Source organism: Microbacterium testaceum StLB037, from assembly GCF_008763945.1.
Taxonomy (GTDB): domain Bacteria; phylum Actinomycetota; class Actinomycetes; order Actinomycetales; family Microbacteriaceae; genus Microbacterium; species Microbacterium testaceum_G.
In genome coordinates, this window is record NZ_VTQH01000003.1 from 392,748 (window position 1) to 416,982 (window position 24,235).

The 24,235-nt window shown below is 69.9% G+C and carries 21 protein-coding genes and 1 tRNA gene; 16 read left to right on the forward strand and 6 right to left on the reverse strand.

Features of this window, described 5'->3' with window-relative positions; all coding sequences use genetic code 11:
- The first annotated feature begins 14 nt into the window (after window positions 1–14).
- From F9B98_RS14220 to F9B98_RS14245, 6 genes are all read left to right on the forward strand, one after another.
- Complete coding sequence (locus F9B98_RS14220) at window positions 15–1,610, forward strand: Ig domain-containing protein (protein WP_150958586.1); 1,596 nt, start codon at window positions 15–17, stop codon at window positions 1,608–1,610.
- Between the two features lie 164 nt (window positions 1,611–1,774).
- Complete coding sequence (locus F9B98_RS14225) at window positions 1,775–2,875, forward strand: hypothetical protein (protein ID WP_150958587.1); 1,101 nt, start codon at window positions 1,775–1,777, stop codon at window positions 2,873–2,875.
- Window positions 2,872–3,684 carry a hypothetical protein gene (locus tag F9B98_RS14230; RefSeq protein ID WP_150958588.1) on the forward strand — a complete coding sequence of 271 codons (813 nt, stop codon included), beginning with the start codon at window positions 2,872–2,874 and terminating at the stop codon, window positions 3,682–3,684. Before F9B98_RS14225 ends, F9B98_RS14230 begins: the two co-directional genes overlap by 4 nt.
- 110 nt (window positions 3,685–3,794) lie before the next feature.
- Complete coding sequence (locus tag F9B98_RS14235; protein ID WP_225310360.1) at window positions 3,795–4,643, forward strand: sortase domain-bontaining protein; 849 nt, start codon at window positions 3,795–3,797, stop codon at window positions 4,641–4,643.
- 559 nt (window positions 4,644–5,202) lie between these two features.
- Entirely contained in the window at window positions 5,203–5,976 is a 774-nt protein-coding gene (locus tag F9B98_RS14240) for a phosphate ABC transporter ATP-binding protein (RefSeq protein WP_225310381.1), read from the forward strand.
- A gap of 10 nt (window positions 5,977–5,986) precedes the next feature.
- Window positions 5,987–6,808 carry a hypothetical protein gene (locus F9B98_RS14245; RefSeq protein ID WP_150958591.1) on the forward strand — a complete coding sequence of 274 codons (822 nt, stop codon included), beginning with the start codon at window positions 5,987–5,989 and terminating at the stop codon, window positions 6,806–6,808.
- 67 nt (window positions 6,809–6,875) lie between these two features.
- On the opposite strand, the gene F9B98_RS14250 is transcribed toward F9B98_RS14245, so the two are convergent.
- Window positions 6,876–8,273 carry a threonine/serine ThrE exporter family protein gene (locus F9B98_RS14250; RefSeq protein ID WP_150958596.1) on the reverse strand — a complete coding sequence of 466 codons (1,398 nt, stop codon included), beginning with the start codon at window positions 8,271–8,273 and terminating at the stop codon, window positions 6,876–6,878.
- A gap of 181 nt (window positions 8,274–8,454) precedes the next feature.
- On the opposite strand from F9B98_RS14250, the gene F9B98_RS14255 reads away from it, so the two are divergent.
- The 7 genes from F9B98_RS14255 to F9B98_RS14285 all read left to right on the forward strand — a co-directional run bounded on the left by F9B98_RS14255 (window position 8,455) and on the right by F9B98_RS14285 (window position 16,039).
- The gene (locus F9B98_RS14255) at window positions 8,455–9,741 is read left to right on the forward strand and encodes an aspartate kinase (protein WP_150958598.1); all 1,287 of its coding nucleotides are present in this window, start codon (window positions 8,455–8,457) and stop codon (window positions 9,739–9,741) included.
- 303 nt (window positions 9,742–10,044) lie between these two features.
- Window positions 10,045–11,115, forward strand: a complete 1,071-nt coding sequence (locus F9B98_RS14260; RefSeq protein WP_150958600.1) for an aspartate-semialdehyde dehydrogenase — start codon at window positions 10,045–10,047, stop codon at window positions 11,113–11,115.
- A 99-nt stretch (window positions 11,116–11,214) separates the two neighbouring features.
- A complete protein-coding gene (locus F9B98_RS14265) occupies window positions 11,215–12,687 on the forward strand; it encodes a malate:quinone oxidoreductase (protein ID WP_150958602.1) in 1,473 nt (490 codons plus the stop codon).
- 7 nt (window positions 12,688–12,694) lie between these two features.
- Entirely contained in the window at window positions 12,695–13,300 is a 606-nt protein-coding gene (locus F9B98_RS14270; protein ID WP_150958604.1) for a thymidine kinase, read from the forward strand.
- A gap of 49 nt (window positions 13,301–13,349) precedes the next feature.
- Window positions 13,350–14,378 carry a UDP-glucose 4-epimerase GalE gene (galE, locus tag F9B98_RS14275; protein ID WP_150958606.1) on the forward strand — a complete coding sequence of 343 codons (1,029 nt, stop codon included), beginning with the start codon at window positions 13,350–13,352 and terminating at the stop codon, window positions 14,376–14,378.
- 59 nt (window positions 14,379–14,437) lie between these two features.
- Complete coding sequence (locus F9B98_RS14280) at window positions 14,438–15,208, forward strand: FadR/GntR family transcriptional regulator (protein ID WP_150958615.1); 771 nt, start codon at window positions 14,438–14,440, stop codon at window positions 15,206–15,208.
- Between the two features lie 9 nt (window positions 15,209–15,217).
- A complete protein-coding gene (locus tag F9B98_RS14285) occupies window positions 15,218–16,039 on the forward strand; it encodes a siderophore-interacting protein (protein WP_150958617.1) in 822 nt (273 codons plus the stop codon).
- Between the two features lie 45 nt (window positions 16,040–16,084).
- Here the strand turns inward: F9B98_RS14285 and F9B98_RS14290 are convergent, their stop codons facing one another.
- From F9B98_RS14290 to F9B98_RS14310, 5 genes are all read right to left on the reverse strand, one after another.
- Window positions 16,085–16,864, reverse strand: a complete 780-nt coding sequence (locus tag F9B98_RS14290; RefSeq protein ID WP_150958619.1) for an HAD-IIB family hydrolase — start codon at window positions 16,862–16,864, stop codon at window positions 16,085–16,087.
- A gap of 222 nt (window positions 16,865–17,086) precedes the next feature.
- A tRNA-Pro gene (locus tag F9B98_RS14295) sits at window positions 17,087–17,163 on the reverse strand.
- 127 nt (window positions 17,164–17,290) lie between these two features.
- Window positions 17,291–18,799 carry a hypothetical protein gene (locus tag F9B98_RS14300; RefSeq protein ID WP_150958620.1) on the reverse strand — a complete coding sequence of 503 codons (1,509 nt, stop codon included), beginning with the start codon at window positions 18,797–18,799 and terminating at the stop codon, window positions 17,291–17,293.
- A gap of 115 nt (window positions 18,800–18,914) precedes the next feature.
- Entirely contained in the window at window positions 18,915–19,838 is a 924-nt protein-coding gene (locus F9B98_RS14305) for a metallophosphoesterase (protein ID WP_150958621.1), read from the reverse strand.
- Entirely contained in the window at window positions 19,835–22,537 is a 2,703-nt protein-coding gene (locus tag F9B98_RS14310; protein WP_150958622.1) for a transglycosylase domain-containing protein, read from the reverse strand. Before F9B98_RS14310 ends, F9B98_RS14305 begins: the two co-directional genes overlap by 4 nt.
- 119 nt (window positions 22,538–22,656) lie before the next feature.
- On the opposite strand from F9B98_RS14310, the gene F9B98_RS14315 reads away from it, so the two are divergent.
- From F9B98_RS14315 to F9B98_RS14325, 3 genes are all read left to right on the forward strand, one after another.
- Window positions 22,657–22,875: a DUF4177 domain-containing protein gene (locus F9B98_RS14315; protein WP_150958623.1), complete on the forward strand. Its 219-nt coding sequence runs from the start codon at window positions 22,657–22,659 to the stop codon at window positions 22,873–22,875.
- Complete coding sequence (locus tag F9B98_RS14320; RefSeq protein WP_150958624.1) at window positions 22,872–23,342, forward strand: RidA family protein; 471 nt, start codon at window positions 22,872–22,874, stop codon at window positions 23,340–23,342. Before F9B98_RS14315 ends, F9B98_RS14320 begins: the two co-directional genes overlap by 4 nt.
- 130 nt (window positions 23,343–23,472) lie before the next feature.
- Window positions 23,473–24,189 (forward strand): phosphatase PAP2 family protein, encoded by a 717-nt coding sequence (locus F9B98_RS14325; RefSeq protein ID WP_150958625.1) that lies wholly within the window; start codon window positions 23,473–23,475, stop codon window positions 24,187–24,189.
- Window positions 24,190–24,235 lie beyond the last annotated feature (46 nt).

The following is a 24,235-nucleotide window of genomic DNA, read 5'->3' on the forward strand; positions in this document are numbered from 1 at the left end:
AGAGAACACTCCTCATGAAGATCACCCTCGCGAAGCGCGGAATCCTCGGCCTCGGCGCCGTCGTGACCGCCGCTGCGCTCTCGATCGTCCCCGCCGCTGCGGCGTCGGCGGCGGTCGTCCCGACCGTGGGCTCCGCTCACCCGGTCTACCTGATCTCGGACCTCGACGGTACGCAGATCCCCGCTGGCAAGGTCCTCGGCTGGAACGACTCGGTCCTGGGCTCGCCCGACCCGAGTGACGAGGACTACAACAGCTTCTTCACCGTCCCCGCGAACAGCGGGAGCGTCCGTACGTTCATCTCGCCCCGCGGCCAGGAGGCCAACGTGGCGGCCTGGAACGCGTACGGTCCTCTCGGCCTCACCCCGAGCGGCATCCAGCTGCCCAACCTGATGCCGAGCGCCAACACCAGCACCGGAACGGGCTCTCCCTCGGGCAGCGGCGCCGTCGCCAACACGGGCGGCGACTACTCGCTGGGTATCGCCTTCTTCAACGGCAACCAGGTCCTCGAGACGGACTTCATCTATATCTCGGTCACGGCCAACGCCAAGCCCGAACTGGCCACGTGGACCTTCGCCACGCCCGCCGCGGCCGCCACCGCCCCCTCCATCACCACGGCATCGTTCAACGCCGCAACGGTGGGTACGGCGTTCTCGCAGACGCTCACCGCCGACGGCACCGCACCCCTCACCTGGTCGGTCAAGTCGGGTGGCGCGCTGCCCGCCGGCCTCGCGCTCGACGCCTCCAGCGGCGTCGTCTCGGGCACGCCCACGACCGCGGGGGCGTACAGCGTCACGATCGTCGCGACCAACAGCGCGGGTTCGAACGAGAAGGCCTTCTCGGGCACGGTGGCGGCTCCCGCTCCGACCGCTCCGACCAAGCCCGAGGGTTCGGCCACGAACAAGGTCGACATCGCCGACCCCGCCAAGGGTGCGAAGACGGTCACGGTTCCCGCCGGTTCCGCCAACGCGAACAAGACGCTCGTCGCCTGGGCATGGTCCGCCCCGACCAACCTCGGCCAGGTCACGACCGACGCCAACGGCAATGCGACCGTCGACATCTCGTCGCTGGCCGCCGGTGAGCACACCATCGCGCTCACCGCCCCCGGTGACGCGACGTTCGCGGTCCTCGCGTGGGACACGATCACCAAGGTCTCGGCCTCGGGTGACACCACCACCGACACGGTCGACGTGACCGCCGCCGTGACCGCGAGCGACCTGTGGTCGCTCAATGCCGAGGCCACGAAGGTCGACTTCAGCAGCGTCGCGCGCGACAAGACCGCCCAGGCCTCCCTCGGTAAGGTCACCGTGGTCGACGACCGCAACGTCCTGAAGGGCTGGAACCTCGACGCCGCGTGGAGCTCCTTCAAGAACTCCTCGGGCGACGAGATCCCGGCTACCGCTCTCACGCTGGCTCCCAAGGCCTACGCCGGTACGTCGCTCGTCTCGGGCGTGACCCTCGGCACCACGGGCTCGAAGATCGCATCCAGCTCGGCGGTCTCCACGCTCACCTCCGGTGCGCTGTTCGACGCCGATCTCACCTTCAAGGCTCCCAAGGACGCCCAGACCGGTGACTACACCTCGACGCTGACGCTGACGCTCACCTCCAAGTGAGCTGATCTCGGATAGACCCGCTGCACGCCGTGCGGGGAGGCCGTCACCGGTCTCCCCGCACGGTGCGTCGGCGCCCGCGCCGTGACATGTCTCGGCTCGTTCCCCATCAGGCCTCGTTCACCCCCGCGACATGCCTACGTCGCCCCCATCTGCGGAGATATACCGTGCTCTCCACGACCTCGCGGCGCCGCTTCCCGGCTCTGGGCGCCGCTCTTCTCGTCGCTGCGGCGACGATCGCCTTCCTGGTCCCCTCGGCGCCCGCGACGGCCGCCGAGGGCGACGCCACGTCCGCCGCCACCGTCGGTGTCGCGACACGTCCCGCCGGTGAGGACGGCCGCCCCGACGGCCGCTCCCGGTTCACCTTCACCGCCGACCCGGGCCAGAGCATCACCGATCGCGTGCTCGTCGGCAACACGGGCACGGAACGGCAGGACTTCACCGTCTTCGCAACCGACGCCTTCAACGGCGAAGACGGCAGCTTTTCGCTGCTCGCCTCCGCTGATGCGCCCACCTCGGTCGGCGCCTGGCTGCGTTTCGATGACGGCAGCGACCGGGTCCGGTTCTCGCTCGCGCCCGACGAAGTGCGTCTTCTCACGTTCACCATCGCGGTGCCCGCAGATGGGACGCCCGGCGATCACGTCGGCGGTCTCGTGGCATCCGTCGTCGAAGACGGGCAGCAGGTCAACGTCGACCGCCGCGTGGCGACGTCGATCTTCGCGCGCGTGTCGGGGGAACTTCAGCCGCAGCTCACGATCACCAGCTACGACGCGACCCACGAGGGCGACTGGTGGAATCCCGTGGGCGGGGCGGTGAAGGCGCGGTACACCGTCACGAACACGGGCAACGTCGCGTTGGCTGCCAACCTCACGAACGGTGTGAGCACGTGGTTCGGCATTTTCGCCACCGGCCTCCACGGTGGCAGCATCCCCGTTCTGCTCCCCGGCAACACCTCGACCTACGAGACGACCATCGGCGGTGTCGGGCAGTGGTTCTACCTCGACGCGCGAACGGTGCTGAGCCCGTTCGTCGATTCCCCGGACATGACGCAGCAGCTCTCTGTCACGCCGGTCTCGCGCGACGCGGTCACGTTCGCTCCGCCGTGGACGCTTCTGATCCTTCTCGCGCTCGCCGCGATCGTCTTCGTGCTCTTGCGGTGGCATCGCCGGCGTGACGAAGCGCTCGCGCAGCAGTGGGTCGATTACATGGAGCACGCCACCGCGTCCGACGCGAACAGCGCAGCAGACCTGCGCGTGGGCGCCCCGTGACGCCCCGTCGACGCGCGTCGCGGCGACTCGTCGTCTCTCTGGCGCTCGCGGCCGTCGCGGCAGTCGGTCTCGCCGTTCCCGCTTTGGCGTCCGACGCCGATTCGGGTACCCCGCTGACCGTCAGCATCACCGACGGATCGACGCCCTCGCCTTCGCCCTCCTCCTCATCGACGACCGGTTCCGGCCCCGCCACGGGCACGTCGTCCGGCGGATCGTCGACGGGTGGCTCGTCGACGGGCGGCTCGCGCGGCGCGGGGGGCTCCACCGGCGTGGGCGGGTCGACGGGCGCGGGAACTTCCTCGGATCCGGGGACGACGCCGGCCGGACAGACCACCCCGGCGAACGAGGTGAGCGTCGGCGGCGGGCTCTTCGTCGGTGGGCTGAACGGCAACGGGATGCCGGCCGTCAATCCCGCGGACGGCACGGTGGACATGTGGTTCACGGTGCGCAACTCGTCGACGAAGCCGGTCGATGCCACGGCCGATTTCTGGATGGAGGGCACGGTCTTCTCCAACCGTCTCGATGCCCGCGACGGCGTTCCCATCACCGCTCTTCAGCCGGGAGAGACGCGGGTCGTCGCGGCGACCCTGAGCGGGGCGGGACAGTGGACGCTCGTGTCGGCCCACGTCACCTTCACTCCGCCCGAGACCGTGGACGCAGCAGCCGCGACCTCGGTCACGCGCGATGCGCTCGTGCTGGTGTTCCCGTGGTTGATCGTGCTCGTTGCGGTCGCGATCGCCCTGGCCCTCGCGATCGTGCGGGTCGTCCGCGCGGCTCTTCCGCCGGTCCCCGCGGCGGCCGTGTCATGACCCTCTTCGAGGAACGACGCACGACGGACGGGGGCGGCTCTCCCGTGTTTCAGCCGGCACCCCCGCGTCCGCCGCGCCGTCCACCGCGTCGGCGACCGGAGTACGCGCCGTTGTCTCCGGTTCAGGTCTTCGTCCGTGGGACGCTGGCTTCGATCGCGGTTCTCGTCCTGGTCTTCCTGATCAACCTCCTCGTGGTCAGCCATGTGAGCCACTTCGCCTCGCAGCAGCAGTTGCGGGACACGTATCGCGCTCAGCTGGCGGAGGGCACCGCTCCCGTCAGCGAGGGCGACTTCGAGGATCACCTGCTCGTCGACGGCGCGCCCGTGGCGCTGCTGTCGATCCCGCAGCTCGGCGTCGACGAAGTCGTGTCCGAAGGCACGACATCCGGCATCCTGAAACAGGGGCCCGGTCATCGTCGCGACACGGTGCTGCCCGGGCAGGCGGGCGTCAGCGTGATCATGGGGCGCACCGCCGCGTTCGGCGGCCCTTTCGCGCGCCTGCAGACCCTGCAGCCGGGCGAGACGTTCACGGTCCGTACGGGTCAGGGCGAGCAGACGTTCGAAGTCCTCGGCGTCCGATACGCCGGGGATCCGACCCCGCCCGCCCCCGTGAGGGGCGAGAGCCGGCTCATCCTCATGGCCGCCCGTGGTGCGCCCTACCTGCCGACGGGCGTCGCGTACGTGGATGCCAGGAGTACCGGCGATGCGCAGCCCACGGGCGCTCGTCAGACCACGTCGATGGCTCTCGTGCCGCAGGCGAAGCCGATGGCGACGGACATGACGACGGTGTGGGCGCTGGTCTTCGCGCTGCAGTTCCTCGTCGTGGCCGAATTGCTCGCCGTGTGGGCGTATCGGCGTGTGGGCTGGCAGAAGACGTGGGTCGTTTTCACCCCCGTCCTTCTGCTGGCGAGCGTCTTCGTCTCGGACCAGCTCATCCGTCTTCTTCCCAACCTCCTCTGACCGGAGTACCCGAATGTGCCCCATCATCGATCCCGAGCCTCGTGACCAGCGCGGTCCCGAAGGCGATCCCTCGTCCTCCGCGTCGGATGCCGCGGACGGCGCCGAAGACGCCTTCCGCACAGACGTGCTGAGCCGCGAGCACCACACGCCGGATCCGTTCATGACCGACGTGGTCTCGGCGGACGAGCTCGACCTGCTCACGCAGACGACCATGGGGGCGGTGCCGACCACGGTCGTCCTTCCGCTCGAGGGTTCGGTCGCCTCGCAGGCCCGCCGCGCACGACGCACGACGCGTCTGTTCGGTCGATCGGTCGCCGCGGGCGCCGACGAAGTCACCGACGTGATCTCGCCGGCCGCCGGTGCGTACCCCTCGTTCGCCCCGCCGATGTCGCCCGTTGCCGCCCCCGTGGGAGCGGCTCCGAGCACGTCGGCGGGACACACCGTGTCGTCCGCGTCGGTCCGAGCCTCCGCCGTCTCGCTTCTCGGCGGCGCGGCGGCGACCTCGGACCGCCTCGCCGAGGCGGAGCGTCCGGTCCCCGAGGAGGCGGGCCGGCCCGCTCTGTCGGAGCTCGACGCGCGTTCGATCTCGGCGTGGTTCGGCGATCACCAGGTGCTCCTCGACGTGTCCCTCACGATGCCCGCAGGGCAGGTGACCGCGCTCATCGGTCCCTCGGGCTGCGGAAAGTCGACGTTCCTGCGCATCCTCAACCGCATGCACGAGCTGGTGCCCTCGGCCGCCCTCGCCGGCGAGGTGCTGTTGGACGGCGACGACATCTACGACCCCGGTCACCGGCTGATCGACGCGCGTAAGCACATCGGCATGGTCTTCCAGAAGCCGAACCCCTTCCCGGCGATGTCCATCTACGACAACGTCATCGCGGGGCTGAAGCTCACAGGTCGTCGCGCCGGGCGAGACGAGAAGGACCACCTCGTCGAGACATCGCTGCAGAGCGCGGGGCTGTGGAAAGAGGTCAAAGACCGCCTGCGCGCCCCGGGTGGGGGACTCTCGGGCGGTCAGCAGCAGCGTCTGTGCATCGCTCGGTCACTCGCGATCCGCCCCAAGATCCTGCTCATGGACGAGCCGTGCTCGGCGCTCGACCCCACCTCGACCCGCGTGATCGAGGAGACCATGGGCGAGCTGCAGAAGGAGCTGACGATCGTCATCGTCACGCACAACATGCAGCAGGCGCAGCGCGTCTCGCAGCAGTGCGCCTTCTTCCTCGCGTCGCAGGGCCAGCCCGGTCACATCGTGGAGCACGGCGACACCGCGGCGATGTTCGACTCGCCGATCGATCCGCGCACCTACGACTACGTCAACGGACGCTTCGGATAGGACGTGGCGCATGACCCTTTTCGATGAGCGGACCGAGGTGTTGCCTCCCACGCGGACGCCGGAGGCTTCCGAGCAGGCTCGTCCCGGTCTGGGGCTTCGTGTGGCGGTTCTCGCCGTCGTCCTCGTCGTCCTGGCGACGACCGCCTTCGCGACGGCGGAGGGGCTCGTTCGTGCCGAGCAAGAGCGGGCCATCGTCGCCGAGGCGAGGACCATGTTCGCCCTTCCCGAGAGTCAACGCATCGAGGTTGACATCCCCGGTTCCGTGCTCCTTCAGGAACTCGCCGGACGCTTCGACAGTGTCGGACTCACGGTCCGCAGCTTCGCCGTCGGGCCGGCCAACTCCGACTTCACGATGACTCTCGAAGGTTTCGAGGACGCCGACGGCACGTGGACGGTCGACCACCTCTCCGGGGCGTTGACGCTCTCCGCCGCGCAGGCGACAGCGCTCGTGGTCCCTCCCGAGGCGCAGGGTGCGATGCGCATCGATTTCTCCGACGGTGACATGGTCTTCGGAATGTCCGTGCCGGGCGGCGCGACTCCTGAATCGGCGAGCCTCGCGATGACGCCGCACTTCGACAAGGGGCGGTTCAGCATGGGGATCACCTCGGTCACGGCGGGTGGCGAAACGATGTCCGCCGCGGAGATGGGTGCGAAGACGGGTGTCGATCTCGCCGCCCTGCAACCCGCCCCCGTGTGTCTTGCCGAGGCGCTGCCCCGTTTCCTCCGGGTGCGCGACGTCGGCGTCACCGACCAGACGTTCCATATCGACATCGACGTCGACCTGCCCGCGGCCGAGACCGCGACGGGGAGCGAACCCGGCTCCTGTCCCTGAGAACCCCGGATGCCACGCCCCGGTGCCCGCGCCACGCGGGGGCCGTGGCATCCCGGCCGCTCTCGCCCTATCGCCGCACGCGCGCCCGCACCCGCGTGACGCTCGACAGCGTCGCCCGCACGGGCTGACCGAGGTAGATGCCGAGCGACGCACCCACCGCCAGGGCGATGCCGATGGTCGCCGCACCGGCGAGCGTGGTGACCCCGGTCATGAGCACGGCGGGGTCGTCGCCCGACTCCACGATCCCGAGCAGACCGCGGAACACGGCCGCACCGGGAACGAGGGGCAGGATCGCCGCGGTGGTGATCGCGACCGAGGGCACGTGCAACCGATAGGCGACGACGATGCCCGCGAAGCTGCCGATGAACGCACCCACCCCGCTCGCGGCCGCGACCTCGAAGCCGACCCCGGTCGCCGCGACATAGCCCGCCCAGGCCACGAGGCTCAACGCCGCGCTGACCACGACGATGCGCGCCCCGGCCCCGTTGTACACGGCGACGGCGATGGCGATGATCGCGGCACCCACGAACTGCACGCTCACCGGCCCGAGCGGCAACGCGGTCGATGGCGGCGACATCCCCATGCCGAGCACGCGCACCGTCTCGAGCCCCGCGAGGATGCCCAGCACGACACCGAGGGTCTGCGTGGTCAGCTCGAGGATGCGTCCGGTCGCGGTCAGGGCGAAGCCGTCGATGGCATCCTGAGCCGCGCCCACCACGGTCAGACCCGCGAGCATCAACACGATCCCGGATGCCACGATCACCGACGGTCTGATCGCCGCGGCCGCGTCGAGACCGGTGTAGCGCAAGAGGGGGGACAGCGCCGCGAACACGGTGAGGACGAAACCGCCGGCGATCTGGGCGAAGAAGTAGGGCACGCGCGCCCGCGCCATCACGTGCTGGGTCGTCGCGGCGAGGGCGGCGGCGATGAACGACAGCACCAGGGCGAGCCAGTTCGCCCCGAACATGATGGCCACGCCCGCGGCGAGCGAGGCCTGCGAGGCGATGACGATCGCGGGGCGATAGCGGAAGGGCAGTCGACGGATGGCCCGGCAGCGTGAGACCGCATCGTCGAGGCCGAGGCCGCCGGCGATCTCCTGCACGAGGGCCTGAAGGCGCTGCAGCTTCGCGTGGTCGGGGACAGAGCCCCGCACGACGCGCAGCAGAGTGGTGGGGTGGCTGGCGCCCGGGCGGCTGTGGGCGATCGTGATCGAGTTGTAGGTGACGTCGACGTGCACCGGATCGAGCCCGTAGGCCGCGCACACCCGCACGATCGTGAGGGTCACCTCGTTGGCGGGAGCACCGACGACGAGCATGGTCTCTCCGATGCGGATGGCGAGGTCGAGGATGCGCGTCGAGAGCGCCTCGTCGAGGACCGGGATCATCGTCGTGTCGGGCGACGAGGCCTCGTCGACGTGGACGAGCCGGCGCAGGGACGACAGCAGTCGGCGCGGGGTGGGGGACAACCGCGGGCCTCCAGAGGAGCGGGGGAGAGGGGCGTTCGATCCTATCGACGGGCCCTGCGGTTTCGCCGGGTGCCACCGCATGACGAAGACGGTATGCACCCGCCTCTAGGATGATCCTCGGCGCGGCACGAGCGCCGGCGTCGTGACACCCCGACGCACGACCCCTCCGGGAGTTCTCCTCATGGCTCTGATCGTCCAGAAGTACGGCGGTTCCTCCGTCGCCGACGCCGAGAGCATCAAGCGGGTGGCCAAGCGCATCGTCGACACCCGCCGCGCGGGCCACGAGGTCGTCGTCGCGGTCAGCGCCATGGGCGACACGACCGACGAACTGCTCGATCTCGCCGGTCAGGTCGCCCCCATCCCCGCTCCGCGTGAGCTCGACATGCTGCTGTCCAGCGGGGAGCGTATCTCGATGGCCCTGCTAGCCATGGCGATCCACTCGATGGGGTTCGAGGCCCGGTCCTTCACGGGTAGCCAGGCGGGAATGATCACGGATGCCACGCACGGCGCCGCCCGCATCGTCGATGTCACGCCCGTGCGTCTTCGCGAGGCGCTTGACGAGGGGGCGATCGTGATCGTCGCCGGTTTCCAGGGCTTCAACCGCGACACCCGCGACATCACGACCCTCGGTCGCGGCGGCTCGGACACCACCGCCGTAGCGCTCGCCGCGGCCCTGAACGCCGACGTCTGCGAGATCTACAGCGACGTCGACGGTATCTTCACCGCCGACCCGCGCGTCGTGCCGCTCGCACGCAAGCTCGACCGCGTCGGCAGCGAGGAGATGCTCGAGCTCGCCGCGAACGGCGCGAAGGTCCTCTACATCCGCGCGGTCGAGTACGCGCGTCGTCACGGGGTCCTCATCCACGCCCGTTCCACGTTCAGCTCGGGTGAGGGCACCTGGGTGCTCGATGCCTCGAAGACCTCCGCACTCGTCCCCGAAAGAGAAGCCATGGAAGAGCCCATCGTCGCCGGCGTCGCCACCGACCTCAGCCAGGCCAAGATCACCGTCATCGGTGTGCCCGACGTCCCCGGCAAGGCCGCCGACATCTTCAAGATCGTCGCGAAGTCCGGCGCCAACGTCGACATGATCGTGCAGAACGTCTCGGCGGCGGCCACCGGTCGCACCGACATCTCGTTCACCCTGCCCAAGACCGACGCCACCACGGCCCTCAAGGCGCTCGCGGGTGAGCAGGCCGAGGTCGGCTTCGAGAGCCTCGTGCACGACGATCAGATCGGCAAGCTCTCCGTCGTGGGAGCGGGCATGCGCACCCACTCGGGCGTCTCGGCGACCCTCTTCGAGGCGCTGAGCCTGGCGGGCGTGAACATCGAGATGATCTCGACCTCCGAGATCCGCATCTCGGTCGTCGTCCGCGGTGTCGACCTCGCCGAGGCTGCGCGCCTCGTGCACACGGCGTACGGCCTCGATGGCGACGCCGAGGCGACGGTGCACGCCGGCACCGGTCGCTGACCCGCGCCCCCGCGGGGGCACCCGCCCCGCCGGCCCGCGCCGGGTCGACAGGCCGGACCTTCTCGGGACACGACGGGCCGCCGACCCGCCATCGGGTCGACAGGCCCGACCGTCTCCGGACGCAACGCAGGAGTTCGGGACGCTGCGGGTGCGACACCACCGGAATCCCGCCGACTTGCCGCGCAGGAGCGACAGTTCTCCTGCGTTGTGTCCTCCCGATCGTCGCTGACCGGGAGGGCGCGCTACCCTGACCCGAACGCCGCATTCACGGCATCCACCACCCGAAACATCCGAGGACCCCGCATGACCCGCATCTCCGATTCCGGAATCTCCCTCGCCGTCGTCGGCGCCACCGGCCAGGTCGGCACCGTCATGCTCGAGATCCTCGCCGAGCGCTCGTTCCCGATTCGCGAGCTGCGCCTGTTCGCCACGGCGCGCTCGGCCGGCACCTCCGTCGACTTCGGCGGCCACGCGGTCGTCGTCGAGGACGTCGCGACGGCCGACCCCGCCGGGGTCGAGGTCGCGCTGTTCTCGGCCGGCGCCACGGGCAGCCGCGCTCACGCCCCTCGCTTCGCCGAGGCGGGCGCCCTGGTCATCGACAACTCCAGCGCGTGGCGCATGGACCCCGAGGTGCCCCTCGTGGTGAGCGAGGTCAACCCGCACGCGATCGACCAGGCCGTCAAGGGCATCGTCGCCAACCCCAACTGCACGACCATGGCCGCGATGCCGGTCCTCAAGGTCCTCGACGCCGAGGCCGGCCTCGAGCGCCTGATCGTCAGCACCTATCAGGCCGTGTCGGGCTCCGGTCTCGCCGGCGCGCAGGAGCTGCTCGGTCAGGTCGAGGGCGTGCTCGCTCAGGGCGAGGTCGAGCGACTCGTGCGCGACGGTTCGGCCCTCGACTTCCCCGAGCCCGAGAAGTACGTCGCCCCGATCGCCTTCGACGTCATCCCCTTCGCCGGAAACCTCGTCAACGACGGCCAGAACGAGACCGACGAAGAGAAGAAGCTGCGCAACGAGAGCCGCAAGATCCTCGAGCTGCCCGACCTCCGCGTCGCGGGCACCTGCGTGCGGGTCCCTGTGTTCACCGGGCACTCGCTCAGCGTCAACGCCGAGTTCGCCCGCGACCTCTCGCCCGAGCGCGCGCGCGAGCTGCTCGCCGACGCCCCCGGCGTGGCGCTCGAAGAGGTGCCCACGCCGCTCCTGGCCGCCGGCACCGACCCCAGCTACGTCGGCCGCATCCGTGCCGATCAGTCGGCTCCCGAGGGCAAGGGCCTCGTGCTGTTCATCAGCAACGACAACCTGCGCAAGGGTGCGGCGCTGAACGCGGTGCAGATCGCCGAGCTCGTCGCGCAGAAGCGTCTCGCGACCGCCTGAGGCTCCGGCATCCGGATGCCGGGTGCGAGGTGTCTCGACATCGAACCGACGGTTCTCTCGATGTCGAGACACCTCACGGCCCGCACCTAGAATCGACGGGTGACTGAAAACGTCGATGTTCTCCTCATCGGTGGCGGCATCATGTCCGCCACTCTCGGCACGCTGCTCAAAGACCTCCAGCCCGATCTGAAGATCGCGGTGCTGGAGCGCCTCAGCGACGTGGCGCAGGAGAGCTCCAATGCCTGGAACAACGCCGGTACCGGCCACGCGGCGCTGTGCGAGCTCAACTACATGCCCGACACCAAGGACGGCGCGCTCGACCCGTCGAAGGCCGTCGCGATCAACGAGCAGTTTCAGCAGAGCCGCCAGCTGTGGTCGACGCTGGTGGCCGAGGGCGTGCTCGACGAGCCGTCGACGTTCATCAACGCGACCCCGCACATGACGTTCGTGCGCGGCGAGAAGGACGTGGCGTACCTGCGTCGGCGCTACGAGGTGCTCAAGGAGCAGCCGCTGTTCGCGGGCATCGAGTACAGCGAGGACTCCCGCGTCATCAACCAGTGGGCTCCGCTGCTCATGCAGAAGCGCCGCAAGGGCGAGCCCTTCGCGGCCACTCGCGTTCCCGCCGGCACCGACGTCGACTTCGGCTCGCTCACGCGCCAGCTCTTCGCGAACCTCAGCGAGAAGGGCGTCGAGGTGGCCACCAACCACGACGTCAAAAAGCTCAAGAAGAAGAAGGACGGCACCTGGGAGGTGTCGTACCGCCACGTCATCGGGGGCACCCCCGGGTCCATCAACGCGAAGTTCGTGTTCGTCGGTGCGGGCGGATGGGCGCTGAAGCTGCTGCAGCGCTCGGGTATCCCCGAGATCAAGGGCTATGGCGTCTTCCCGATCGGCGGGCAGTGGCTGAAGACGTCGAACCCCGACATCGTCGCGAAGCACCGCGCCAAGGTCTACTCGCAGGCCTCGGTGGGCGCGCCCCCCATGTCGGTGCCGCACCTCGACACGCGCGTCGTCGATGGCGAGTCGGCTCTGCTGTTCGGACCGTTCGCGACCTTCAGCCCGAAGTTCCTCAAGAACGGCTCGATGCTCGACATCGTCACCCAGGTGCGCCCGCACAACATCTTCCCGATGCTGAAGGTCGCCGTCGACAACCCCGGCCTCATCAAGTACCTGGTCAGCGAACTGCTGAAGACCCACGCGAAGAAGGTCGACAGCCTCCGCGAGTTCATGCCCACCGCGAAGGACGACGACTGGGAGCTGCTCGACGCCGGTCAGCGCGCGCAGGTGATGAAACGCGACAAGGCCAAGGGCGGGGTCCTGCAGTTCGGCACCGAGGTCGTCACTTCGGCCGACCACTCCATCGCCGGGCTCCTCGGTGCCTCGCCGGGAGCGTCGACGGCGGTCTCGATCATGCTCGGCCTGATCAAGACGTGCTTCCCCGAGCGTATGGGCGAGTGGGAGCCGCGCCTGCGCGAGCTCATCCCCAGCTACGGCGAGTCGCTGAACACCCAGCCCGACGTCGCCCGTCGAGAGCTGGATGCCACGGCTCACGCCCTCGCGATCAACCCCTGACGCGCTCGTGGCGAAGCTGTACTTCCGCTACGGGGCGATGAACTCGGGCAAGTCGACGGCCCTGCTGCAGGCGGCGTACAACTACGAGGAGCGCGGCCAGCGCGTGCTGCTGGCCAAGCCCGAGATCGACACCAAGGGCGCCGACCAGATCGACAGTCGCCTGGGCGTGAAGCGCCCCGTCGACTTCCTCGTCGCTCCGACCGACGACCTGCGCGAGGTGTTCCACACCGCGGCGGGACACGCGCCGGTCGCGTGTCTGCTCGTCGACGAGGCGCAGTTCTTCACGCCGGCCCAGGTCGACGACCTGCTGCGCATCGCGGTGCTCGACGGCATCCCCGTGCTGGCGTACGGCATCCGCACCGACTTCCGCACCGAGGCCTTCCCGGGATCGGCACGACTGCTGGAACTCGCCCACAGCCTGGAAGAGCTCAAGACCATCTGCCGCTGCGGTCGCAAGGCGATCTTCAACGCGCGCCTGGTCGGCGGCCGGTTCGTCTTCGACGGCGACCAGGTCGCGATCGACGAGGGCCAGATCGCGGGCGAGGTCACGTACGAGTCGATGTGCGCCGCCTGCTACCTGCGCGAGTCGGGCGGGCGACTCGACGGCCGCTGAGCGCCCGACCCCGGCGGTGGGTGTCGGCGACGACCGATAGCCTGGGAGCATGCGCGTACTCCTGGCCGGCGGTGCCGGTTACATCGGAACCCACACGGCCGTCGCCCTGCTCGAAGCCGGTCACGACGTGGTCCTGCTCGACGACCTCTCGGGGACGCACGCCGTCGCCGCGGAGCGGGTGGAGAAGATCACCGGCAAGCCCGCGCCGCTGATCGTCGGCGACGCGGCCGACGAAGCGGTCGTCGCTTCGGCTTTCGACGAGCACGGTCCGATCGACGCGGTCATCCACCTCGCCGCGTTCAAGGCGGTGGGGGAGTCGACGCAGAAGCCCCTCGAGTACTACTCCAACAACCTCGACACGACGTTCGCGCTGCTGCGGGTGGGCATCGCCCGCGGCATCCGGAGCTTCGTCTTCTCGAGCACCGGCACGGTGTACTCCGACCCGGCCGATCTGCCCTTCACGGAGGAGTCGACGACGAGCGTCGACCTCTCCAACGCCTACAGCAAGTCGAAGCGCATGAACGAGGTCGTGCTCGCCGACGTCGCTCGCGTGAACCCCGAGCTCAACGTGACGGTGCTGCGCTACTTCAACCCGGTCGGCGCCCACCCGTCGGGACTGATCGGCGAAGACCCCGCCGGCATCCCGAACAACCTCATGCCGTACGTCTCGCGCGTCGCGATCGGTTCGCTCGACGAGATCGGCGTCTTCGGCTCGGACTACGACACCCCCGACGGCACGGGGCTGCGCGACTACATCCACGTCGTCGATCTGGCCGAGGGGCACGTCGCGGCCCTCGAGCAGGCGCAGCCGGGTCACGCCGTGTTCAACCTCGGCACCGGCCGCCCCGTGAGCGTGCTCGAGTTGATCGCCTCGTTCGAGAAGGCCGTCGGTCACGAGCTGCCCAAGAAGATCCTCGACCGTCGCCCCGGCGACGTCGCCGCCACCTACTGCGACCCCACGAAGGCCGGCGAGGTCCTGGGGTGGCGGACGCGGCTGGGCATCGACGACGCCTGCCGCGACTACTGGAACTGGCAGACCACCAACCCGGCCGGGTACCGCACGACCGTCGACGCCTGATCCACGCCTAAGGTGGTGTGGTCGGGCCACATCGTCGGTCCGCACGGACGGGGGATGCCATGACGAACACCGCGCCCCGTGCCTGGCAGGTGGTCCTCGAGCGCATCGAGGGCGACCTGCGTGAGGGGCGTCTGGCCCCCGGCGACCGGCTGACCCCGGAGCGCGAGCTCGCGTCTCAGCTCGGGGTCGGTCGCTCCAGCGTCCGCGAAGCGGTGCGGGTGCTCGAGGTGCTCGGGGTCGTACGCACGGCCACCGGTTCCGGTCCCACGGCCGGAGCGATGATCGTCACGACCCCCCGGGGCGGACTGGCGGCCTTCCTGCGGCTGCAGGTGGCCGCGAACGGCTTTCCCCTGACCGACGTGGTGCGCACGCGCATCGTGCTCGAGTGCGACGTCGCCGAGCGGTTGGCGCAAGACGACGTCGACCTCGCCGAGGTGGTCGGCATCCTCGATGCGATGGATGCCGAGGACCTCGCGCCCGAGGACTTCCTCGCTCTCGACGCACGGTTCCACCAGGCCCTGTCCGAGGTGTCGGGTAACGCGGTCGTCTCGGCGATGATGGCGGGTCTGCGCAGCTCGATCGAGGCGTACACCCGCGCCGGCGCCGCCCGGCTCGACACGTGGCCCGCCGTGGCGGACCGTCTGCGCGCGGAGCATCGTCGCATCGTCGCCGCGGTCTCGACGGGCGACGCCGACGGGGCGCGCGAGGCCGTGCGCGCGCACATCACCGACTACTACACCGAGGTGGCGCGGGCGTTGAGCCCGTCCGACGCGGCGGAGTCCGCCGTCGGCGAAGCGGCGCGAGCCGCTGTGCGCTCCTCGGCCGATTGAGAGGATCCCATGAGCGATCGACCCGTCCGCCCGCCCCGTCCGCAGCACGTGCTCCACGTCGTGCACACGGAGCGGCTGACGCCCCATCTCGTCCGGGTGCGTGCCCGGGGCGCTGATCTGTCGCCGTTCCGCGACAGCCCGCACACCGACAAGTACGTCAAGATCACCTTCGCCAAGCCCGAGCTGGGTCTGGAACCGCCCTACGACCTGGCCGCGCTCCGCGAGACGCTCGCTCCGGAGGACCTCCCGGTCACCCGCACGTACACGGTGCGCGCGGTCGAGGGGGACGAGCTCGTGATCGACTTCGTCGTGCACGGCGACGAGGGGCTCGCGGGTCCATGGGCCGCGAGTGCGCAGCCGGGCGACCGACTGGTCGTGTCGTCGCCCGGGGGCGGATACGCGCCCGACCCGAGCGCGGACTGGCACCTGTTCATCGGCGACGAGTCGGCGATCCCCGCGATCGCCGCCGGCCTGGAGGCTCTGACCCCGGATGCCGTCGGCGCGGCGTTCCTCGAGGTGCAGGCCGCGGACGAGCAGCTGGCGCTGACCGTGCCCGCGGGGATCGAGGTCACCTGGGTGCACCGCGGCTCGGCGGAGGCGGGTGCGACGAGCGTCCTGACGGATGCCGTGGCCTCGTGGCATCCGCGAGACGGACGGGGACACGTGTTCGCCCACGGGGAGCGCGAGGCCATGAAGCGGGTGCGCGATCTCGTCTTCAGCCGGTGGGGACTGTCGCGCGAGCAGGTCTCGCTGTCGGGCTATTGGGCCTATGGCCGGACCGAGGACCGCTTCCAGGCCGAGAAGCGCGAGCCGATCGGGCAGATCCTCTGAGACGGCGCCGGCTCCCGCGCTCGTTGCGGGAGCCGACGCGCAGCGTCAGTTCGCGGAGCGCTCGGGGAGCGTCGGGATGAGGTTCTCGAGGAACGCCGCGGTGTCCTCCCAGCCGTGCACGGCCTGGCACTCGACGCCCATCGCGAGCACGGGGTAGTCGTTGCCATCGGGGTCGAGGCGGTCGCCCACGAAGAGCATGTCGTCGAGCGGGATGCCGGTGGCCTCGACGAGCTTGTTCATGCCGTAGGCCTTGTCGATGCCGCGGTGGGTGATGTCGACCGAGGTCGATCCGCCGGAGCGCACCTCGAGGTCGGGTATGCGCGCGGCCACGGCCTCGCGCAGGCTGTTCTTCTTCTCACCGGTGGGGTCCCAGGCCATCTTCGCCTCGAGGGGCGCGGACTGCCCGAGCGCCGAGAAGGTGATCTGCGAGCCGCGGTCTTCGAGGATGTCGCCCCAGGGCTCCGCTTCCCACAGCCCGAGGCGCTCCGCCTCTTCGCGGACGGCGGCGAGAGCGCGCTGCTTCTCGTCGTCGGTGAGGGAGTGGGCGTAGATGGTCTCGACCCCGGCGGGAGTGAGGCGGTAGTACTGGGTGCCGCACGTGGGCATCAGGTGGAAGTGCGCGAGCAGCTCGGGCGCTGCCTCGGGCAGACGCTCGACGACCTGGCTGCGGAATTGCTGCAGCTGGCCGCCGGAGATGATCGCGACCTCGACCTTCTCGGCGAGGGCGAGCAGCAGATCGCCGATGCGCGGGTCGATCGCCGACTTCGAGGGGGCGAGAGTGTCGTCGAGGTCGAAGGCGACGAGGCGGGGCGAGGCGTCGGACACGGTGCTCCTGAGCAGTGAGAGGTCGTCGCACGGAGGTGTCGCGTGCGCGCGGCGGCGGCGTCTCGAGATGCCGCGAACCCCACCGATTCTACCGGGGGGCGTCGCCCGGCCCCGCAAAGCTTCCGGGCCGGGGAACGAGACGGCCGGAACACACGGTCTTGGGCGCCGGCTCCGAAGCAGGAAGGCCCTCCGCCGGAGCGGAGGGCCTTCCTGATGATGCAGTGGTCGGGGTGACAGGATTTGAACCTGCGGCCTCGTCGTCCCGAACGACGCGCGCTACCAAGCTGCGCCACACCCCGTTGCAACTAGAAAAGTCTACCCTGCCGGAAGTGGTGCTCCGAACCACGGCGGGGATTTCCCTCGACGATCGGGGGAGGGAGGGTGAGCGCGCCGCGTGAACCAGCGCGCTCACCCTCACCGGTGGTCTCAAGCCGTGGCGGCTGCCGACCGCCGTCGCGCGACCCGCCACGCGAGAACGCCCAGCACGATGACAGCGGCCGCTCCGCCCACGCCGATCGCGGGGGTCGCGGGTCCGCCCGTGAGGGCCAGGGCCGCGGGGACGGCCGGAAAGCTCGGTGGCGGCGTCGAGACGGCGACGGCGGTCGGGGTGGTCGTGGGGCTGGGGATCGGGTCGGCGGACGGGGGAGCGAAAGCGAGTTGCTCCGTCTGAGCGGGGGTGGCGAAGCGCTCGGTCCAGGCGTAGCGCGGGACGAGGTACGGGATCGATTCGGCGTCCTGAGAGCTCCGCTCGATGCGCCAGACGGCCGTGTAGACGCCGGGCCCGGGGAGCGTGTCCGTGATCGTCTCGTAGACGCCGGCGCCGACGGCCGGGTCGGTGGTCAGCTCGAGACGGGTCACCGGCACGAGGTTGGCCGGGATCTCCGACGACTCTGCGGGGAACGCGCTCGTGCGGTAGACGTCCGCGACAGCCGAGACCACGACGAACGACCCGTCGCTACGGCGCGGCCACACGCCCTCGGCGGCTGAGATCGTGACCTTGTCGACGAAGCGGGCGCGCGTGTCGATTCGGGCGGAGGTCTCGATCGTCGGAGAGAACTGCACGATGCGCGCAGAGGCGTCGGTCGCTTCGAGCTCGAAGACGGTCGGGCCGGCGGGTCCGGCGGACTCCTGCTGATCGGGCGTGGAGTAGGAGCGGATCGCGGCGGAGCGGACGGAGAACGAGCCGGACGCGCGCACGACGTAGGGGCGACCGTCGTCGGAAGCGCTCGCCGGGGCGAGGATCGCGTACGACGACGCCCCCCGCACGTCCGAGCGCTCGGCGAGACCGGTGTCGGCGAACACCGCGTTCTCGAGCCGCAGGACCCCTGTCGCCGAGGGGTCGATGTCGACGGACACCGTCCCTCGGGTCGGCTCGTCCTCCTGCGTCGAGAGGCTGAGCGACCCGCCGACGCGGGGGACCGTCACCTGCTCCGCCTCCGCGAGGTAGCGCACGGCCTGCGTTTGGATGGCGCCGCTGTTCTCGGGGCTCACGCGCCGCATGATGTAGTCGATCGCTCCGGCCAGGTCGTCGCCCTCGTAGCCCCACGAGTGCAGGGTCGTGTCGCGATCGACGATCGCCTTGACCGCCCAGCCGACGCTCGCCGCCTGGACCGCGTCGTCGGTCTGGCCGTACGTTCCCACGAGGTAGTTGATCGACACGAGCTGCTGTGGGCTCAGACCATTGACGTCGCTCGAGACGCCGTGGTCGGTCGTCGTGCCGGTGGCGACCGGCAGGCCAGGATGGATGCAGTAGGTGTGGACGTCGCCCACCCGCATCGAGCCGTGCCAGCCGGTGCGCGACAGGGGAGCCCACGTGCCGAAGCCGGTGCCCCGGTCGGCGGCGTGCGCGGCCGGGACGACGGCGGCGCCTAGGAGCAGAGCGGACAGCGTCAGCGCTGCGGCGAAACGTCGCCGGGACAGCGGAGGTCGGTGCATGAGGGAGTCCCTTCGTTCGAGGAACTCGATCCTGGGGGACAGGCGTCTCGCCGCGGAGACGACGAAGGCCGATCCGTGAACGGATCGGCCTTCTCGCGCGCTGTGGAGGAGCGTCTCAGCGCGGCAGCAGAGTGAGCAGCGACGCCTCCGGGCGGCAGGCGAAGCGCACGGGGGCGTAGATCGAATGCCCCAGCCCCGCGCTGACGTTCAGGGGAACCGTCCGACCCTGGTGGGTCCACTCGCTCAGGCCCCGGGCCTGATCGAGCGGGATGTCGCAGTTGGCCACCAGAGCGTCGCGCCGGAAGGGCACGCGCACCTGTCCGCCGTGCGTGTGGCCTGCCAGCAGGACGTCCGCGCCGAAGTCCGTGAAGGTGTCGAGCGTTCGACGGTACGGCGCGTGCATCACGCCGAGCGTGAGGTCGGCGGCATCCAGTCGCTCCAGGAGGGGAGGGATCAGCTCGGGGTGGTCCCACTTGCGGTGGGCGTCGTTGACGCCGAACGCGGTCACCCGCAGACCCTTGACCTCGACCGACACCGCGGTGTCGTCGAGGATGTGCCATCCGAGGTCATCGGTGAAGAACCGGTCGAGGGCTCCCACATCGAGGTGCTTGTGCGCCGGCTGGTGGCCGGAGGGGCCGAGGAAGTAGCGCAGCGGGTTGCGCGGCGCCGGCTCCTGGTAGTCGTTCGACCCGTGCACGACCAGGCCGGGGATGCCGCGCAGGGGCGCGAACGCCGTGCGGATGCCGGTGAGGCCGTCGCGGTGACCGAGGTTGTCGCCCGTGTTCACGACGAGGTCGGGCGACAGCTCCGTCAGGCGGGCCATCCACTCCTGCTTGCGATGCTGCCACGGGGCCATGTGCGCGTCGGAGACGTGCAGGACGCGGATCGGTTCCGCACCCTTGGGGAGCACACGCAGCGCGTGGTAGCGCACCGTGAAGAGGTAACGCTCTATACCCATTCCCCACACAGCCGCCCCGACAGCGGCCGCCCCCGCAACCCCGAGGGGTGCGAGGGCGGCCGTGACGAGGGGGCGCGTCACGCGCCGCACTTCTTGGCCACGATGGACAGAGCGATCGCGGTGCTCTTGTTCGTCGCGGTTCCGGCGGCGGGGTTCGTCGCCGTCACCTGCCCTTCGTTCGGGGCGTTGGGCTCGGTCTGGCATCCGCCGATCGTCACGTTGGTGAAGCCCGCGGCGTTCAGCGCCGCCTGGGCGGCGGGCACCGTCTGCCCGCCCACGTTCGGCACGGTGCCGCCCTGGCCGTTACCCGGGCTCAGCGTGATGACCGAACCCGCGGGGGCCGTCCCGCCGCTCGGGTTCTGAGCGGCCACCGTGTCGGGGCCGGAGGGGGAGTCCACCGGGTCGCCGACGCTCACACGGAAGCCCGCACCCTGCAGGGTCGAGGTCGCCGCGTCGATGCTCTGGCCGACCACGTTCGGCAGGTCGCGCTGCTGCGTGCGCAGCAGGTTCGACACCGGGTCGGGGAAGCGGTCGCCGCCGTAGAACTCGTTCGCCGCGCTCTGGATGTTACGAGCCAGGGTGTAGCGGATGTCGCTCAACTGGGTGCGGTTGTAGTACTTGCCGAAGAGATCGACGTCGCCGTTCCAGTTGCCGACCCACACGGCGGTGGTGGCGTTGGTGGACGACTCGATCATCCAGGTCTCGTGACCCTCGTGGGTACCGGTCTTACCCATGACGGGCGTGCCGTCCTGCGGGTTCGCCGCCCGACCCGTTCCGCCGCTGGCCATGACGCCCTGCAGGGCGTACGCCGTCGTCGCGGCGATCTCGGGGGTGAGAGCCGTCGTGCACGTGCGCTCGGGGATCGGTCGGTCTTCGCCGCTCGCCGTGGTCACCTTGTCGATGACCTTCGGCTGGCACTGGCTGCCGCCGTTCGCGACCGTCGCGAAAGCACCGGCCATGGCGATCGGAGAGACGTTGTCGCTACCGATGACCTCGTTGGCGTTCTGCATCGTGATCTCTTTGCCGTCGCCCGTCTGCACCCCGAGCTTCTTGACGACCTTCGAGACGTCGCAGAGGTCGAGCTCTGCGGCCATCGCGAGGTAGCCCGTGTTCAACGAATCGCGCGTGAACATCATCGGAGTCCCGACGTAGCCGGGGTTGTTCGCGAAGTTCTGGATCCGCACGCCGCCCGGGTTGACCCAGTTGCCGTAGCAGGAGTTGGTCATGTTCGGCACAGGCTGCAGGCGGCCGTTCAGGGTCTCGTTGAGCGAGTGGCCCTTCTCGAGCCAATCCACCAGCGTGAAGAGCTTGAACGTCGAGCCGACGCTGAATCCGATCGAGCCGCCGTTCGTGGAGTCACCGGCGAAGACGATCGAGTTGTACGACGGGTCGGACTCGGCCAACGCGGGGTCCTGTGTGAACTTGGTGTTCTGGGCGATCGCCAGGATGCGACCGGTCTTCGCCTCGAGGCTCACCGCTGTGGAACCGAACTTCATTCCGTCGTAGCTCTGCGGGGTGTTGTCGTTCATCGAGCTCTGAGCGGCATCCTGCATGCGCCAGTCGAGCGTCGTCTGAATGGTCAGGCCGTCCTGACGCAGGGCGCGCACGCGGTCGTCGGTGTCGGCTCCGAACGCCGGGTCGTTCAGGATGGTCGAGACGACGTACTGGCAGAAGTACGGCGCGTCCGACGAACCGCAGCCCTGCTCGGTCTCGGAGAGATTGGGCGTGATCGGCTCCACGGCGTACTGGACGTACTGCTCGTGCGTGATCTTCCCGTCGGCCTCCATGCGGCTCAGCACGTAGAGCTGACGACCCTTCGTCTCGCTGTAGCCGTCTGCGGCCGCGACGAGCTGGTCCTGCGTGATCTCGCCGTTGTCGCGCAGCGTGTACAGCGCCTGGATCGTGCCCTGGTCGACGTCGTCGATCGAGCCGTCGGCCTGCTTGTTGTAGGCGGTGCCGTCGGCGTCGATGATCGACCCCTCCGGGCGGTCGATGCGGAAACGGTTCGGGTTCTGCACCATGCCCGCCAGCACGGCCGCCTGGCCGATGTTCAACTCGGATGCCGAGACGTTGAAGTAGCGCTTGGCCGCGGCGTCGATGCCGTAGGTCACGCCGCCGAAGTTGGCGATGTTGAGGTAGCCCAGAAGGATCTGGTCCTTCGTGTACTCCTTCTCGAGTTGGATCGCGTAGCGCATCTCCTGCAGCTTGCGCTGGTACCCCGCGGGTCCGTCGGACTGCACGGCCTGCAGCGCACACTGCTGCAGGGCCTCGTCGCGCGTCACGGCCGCCGTGGTCTCGGTGGCGTCGACGGCCTTCGCGTCGCGCTCGCAGCGCTGCACGAGCACGTTCTTGACGTACTGCTGGCTGATCGAGGAGCCACCCTGCGTCTCGCCGCCCGAGGCGTTGCTGAGCAGAGCGCGGGTCGTTCCGATGAGGTCGACGCCACCGTGCTGGTAGTACCGCGGGTCTTCCGACGACAGGATCGCGTCATACATGACCGGGTTGACCTGGTCGAAGGTGACGGGGGAGCGGTTCTGGTCGTAGAACTTCGCCAGCACCCGGTCTCCGGCCATCAGCGTCGTCGGCTGCATGAGCTCGTCGGGCTTCAGGTAGCTGGGCATGTTGTCGAAGACCGTGATGGCGCTGGAGGCAGCGGCACCGGAGACGGCGATGGCCGGCGTCACGGCGGCGGTGACCAGGAGTCCGGCGACCGCGCTCAGGCCGACGAGGCCGACGATGCCGCCGAGGGCACCGCTAGCCGTTCGTTTGTTCTCGGGCATAGGGTTGATGCTAAGCGACGTTGCTGGGCGATGCCTCGAAGGCGTGCGCTCGCGCGCGGACGCGTCCACCCTCGCGCGCACGACCCCTGCGCGCTCCGAGCCACTTCCGGGAGCCCGTCATGACCACGTGGGAGTACCTCACCACGCCCCTGCTGATCCACAACACCGCGGCGATCCTCAACAACTGGGGCAAGCAGGGGTGGGAGCTCGTCCAGGTGGTGCCCGGTCCCGAGGGCGGACTCGTCGCCTACTTCAAGCGCCCCACCGGTGGGGGCGCGGCCAACGCCGGTCTCGGTGCCGCCGAGACCGCCGCCAAGCAGTTCGAGGGTCAGCAGTGAGCGTCTCCGAGCGCCTCGCCGCCCTCGGAGTCGAAGTTCCGGCGGTCGTCCCGCCCGTCGCCTCTTACATCCCCGCCAAGCGGCACGGCGACCTCGTCTACACCTCGGGACAGCTCCCCATGGTCCAGGGCGCGCTCCCGGCGACCGGCAAGGTCGGCGAGACCGAGGGCCTCGTCACCCCCGCTGACGCGAAGACCTACGCCCGCCAGTGCGCGCTGAACGCGATCGCCGCGGCGGCCGCCCTCGTCGGCGGTGTCGACAACCTTACCGGCGTGCTCAAGCTCACCGGCTTCGTGGCATCCGTCCCCGAATTCACCGGGCAGCCCGGCGTCATCAACGGCGCGAGCGAGTTCCTCGGAGAGGTCTTCGGCGAGGCCGGCGCCCACGCGCGCTCGGCGGTGGGCGTGCCCGTTCTGCCGCTGGACAGCCCCGTCGAGGTCGAGGTGGTCTTCACCGTCGCCGGATGACGACACCGGATGCCGGCATCCCGGCGTCCGCACACCGAAGGGGCGCTCCGATCGATCGGGGCGCCCCTTCGATGCGTCCGGCGTGCGCTGTCTCGGCTGATTCAGAAGTGCACGGGAGCAGGATGCCCCCGTGACCTCCTCCTCCGGGCCGCGCGGTTCCTCGGCCCCCACGAACGCCCTGCTCGCCCCCGCCACCCACCTCAGGCGTGATGTCGGCGTGGCGATCGCCACCGTCGTCGTGATCATCGCCGCGGGGTTCCTCGTGCGATTCGTCCCCATCGACGTGGCCTTCTCGGAGGCGATGCACCACCTGCACCTCAGTGCCCTCACCCAGGTGGCGGAAGCCTTCTACCGCTCCCTCAAACCGCTGCCGGCCGCCGGCATCATGGTCGTCGCCACGGTCGCCGCGGGCCTGGTCTCGCGCAGCCGACGGGTCGCCCTCGCCTTCTTCGGCGGGGTGGCCGTCACGTGGGGTCTCGCCGAAGCGGCGAAGCTCGTGGTCGAGCGCCCACGGCCGGGCATGTCCGAGGCGATGACGCAGGCCGTCGGTGCGACGGCCGATCCGTCGTTCCCGAGCGGTCACGTCGCGTTCACGGCATCCTTCGCCGCGGTGCTGATCTGCGCGCTCTGGACGACGCGGTGGCGCACCCTCGGAATCGTCGTCGGGGTGATCCTGGTGGTGGGGATGTCGGTGTCGGTCGTGGTGATCGGCGTGCACTACGCCGGTGACGCTCTGGCATCCGTGCTCTGGGTGGCCGGGGTCTACCCCGCGGTGCGAGCCGGGGGCGCGGTGCTCCTGCCCCGCATCGACGCGCTCGTCGCACGACGGCGGCCGGCCCGGAGGTGAGCACCCGCTCCAACGGATGGCGGGGCGGATGCCAGGGGTCCCGGCA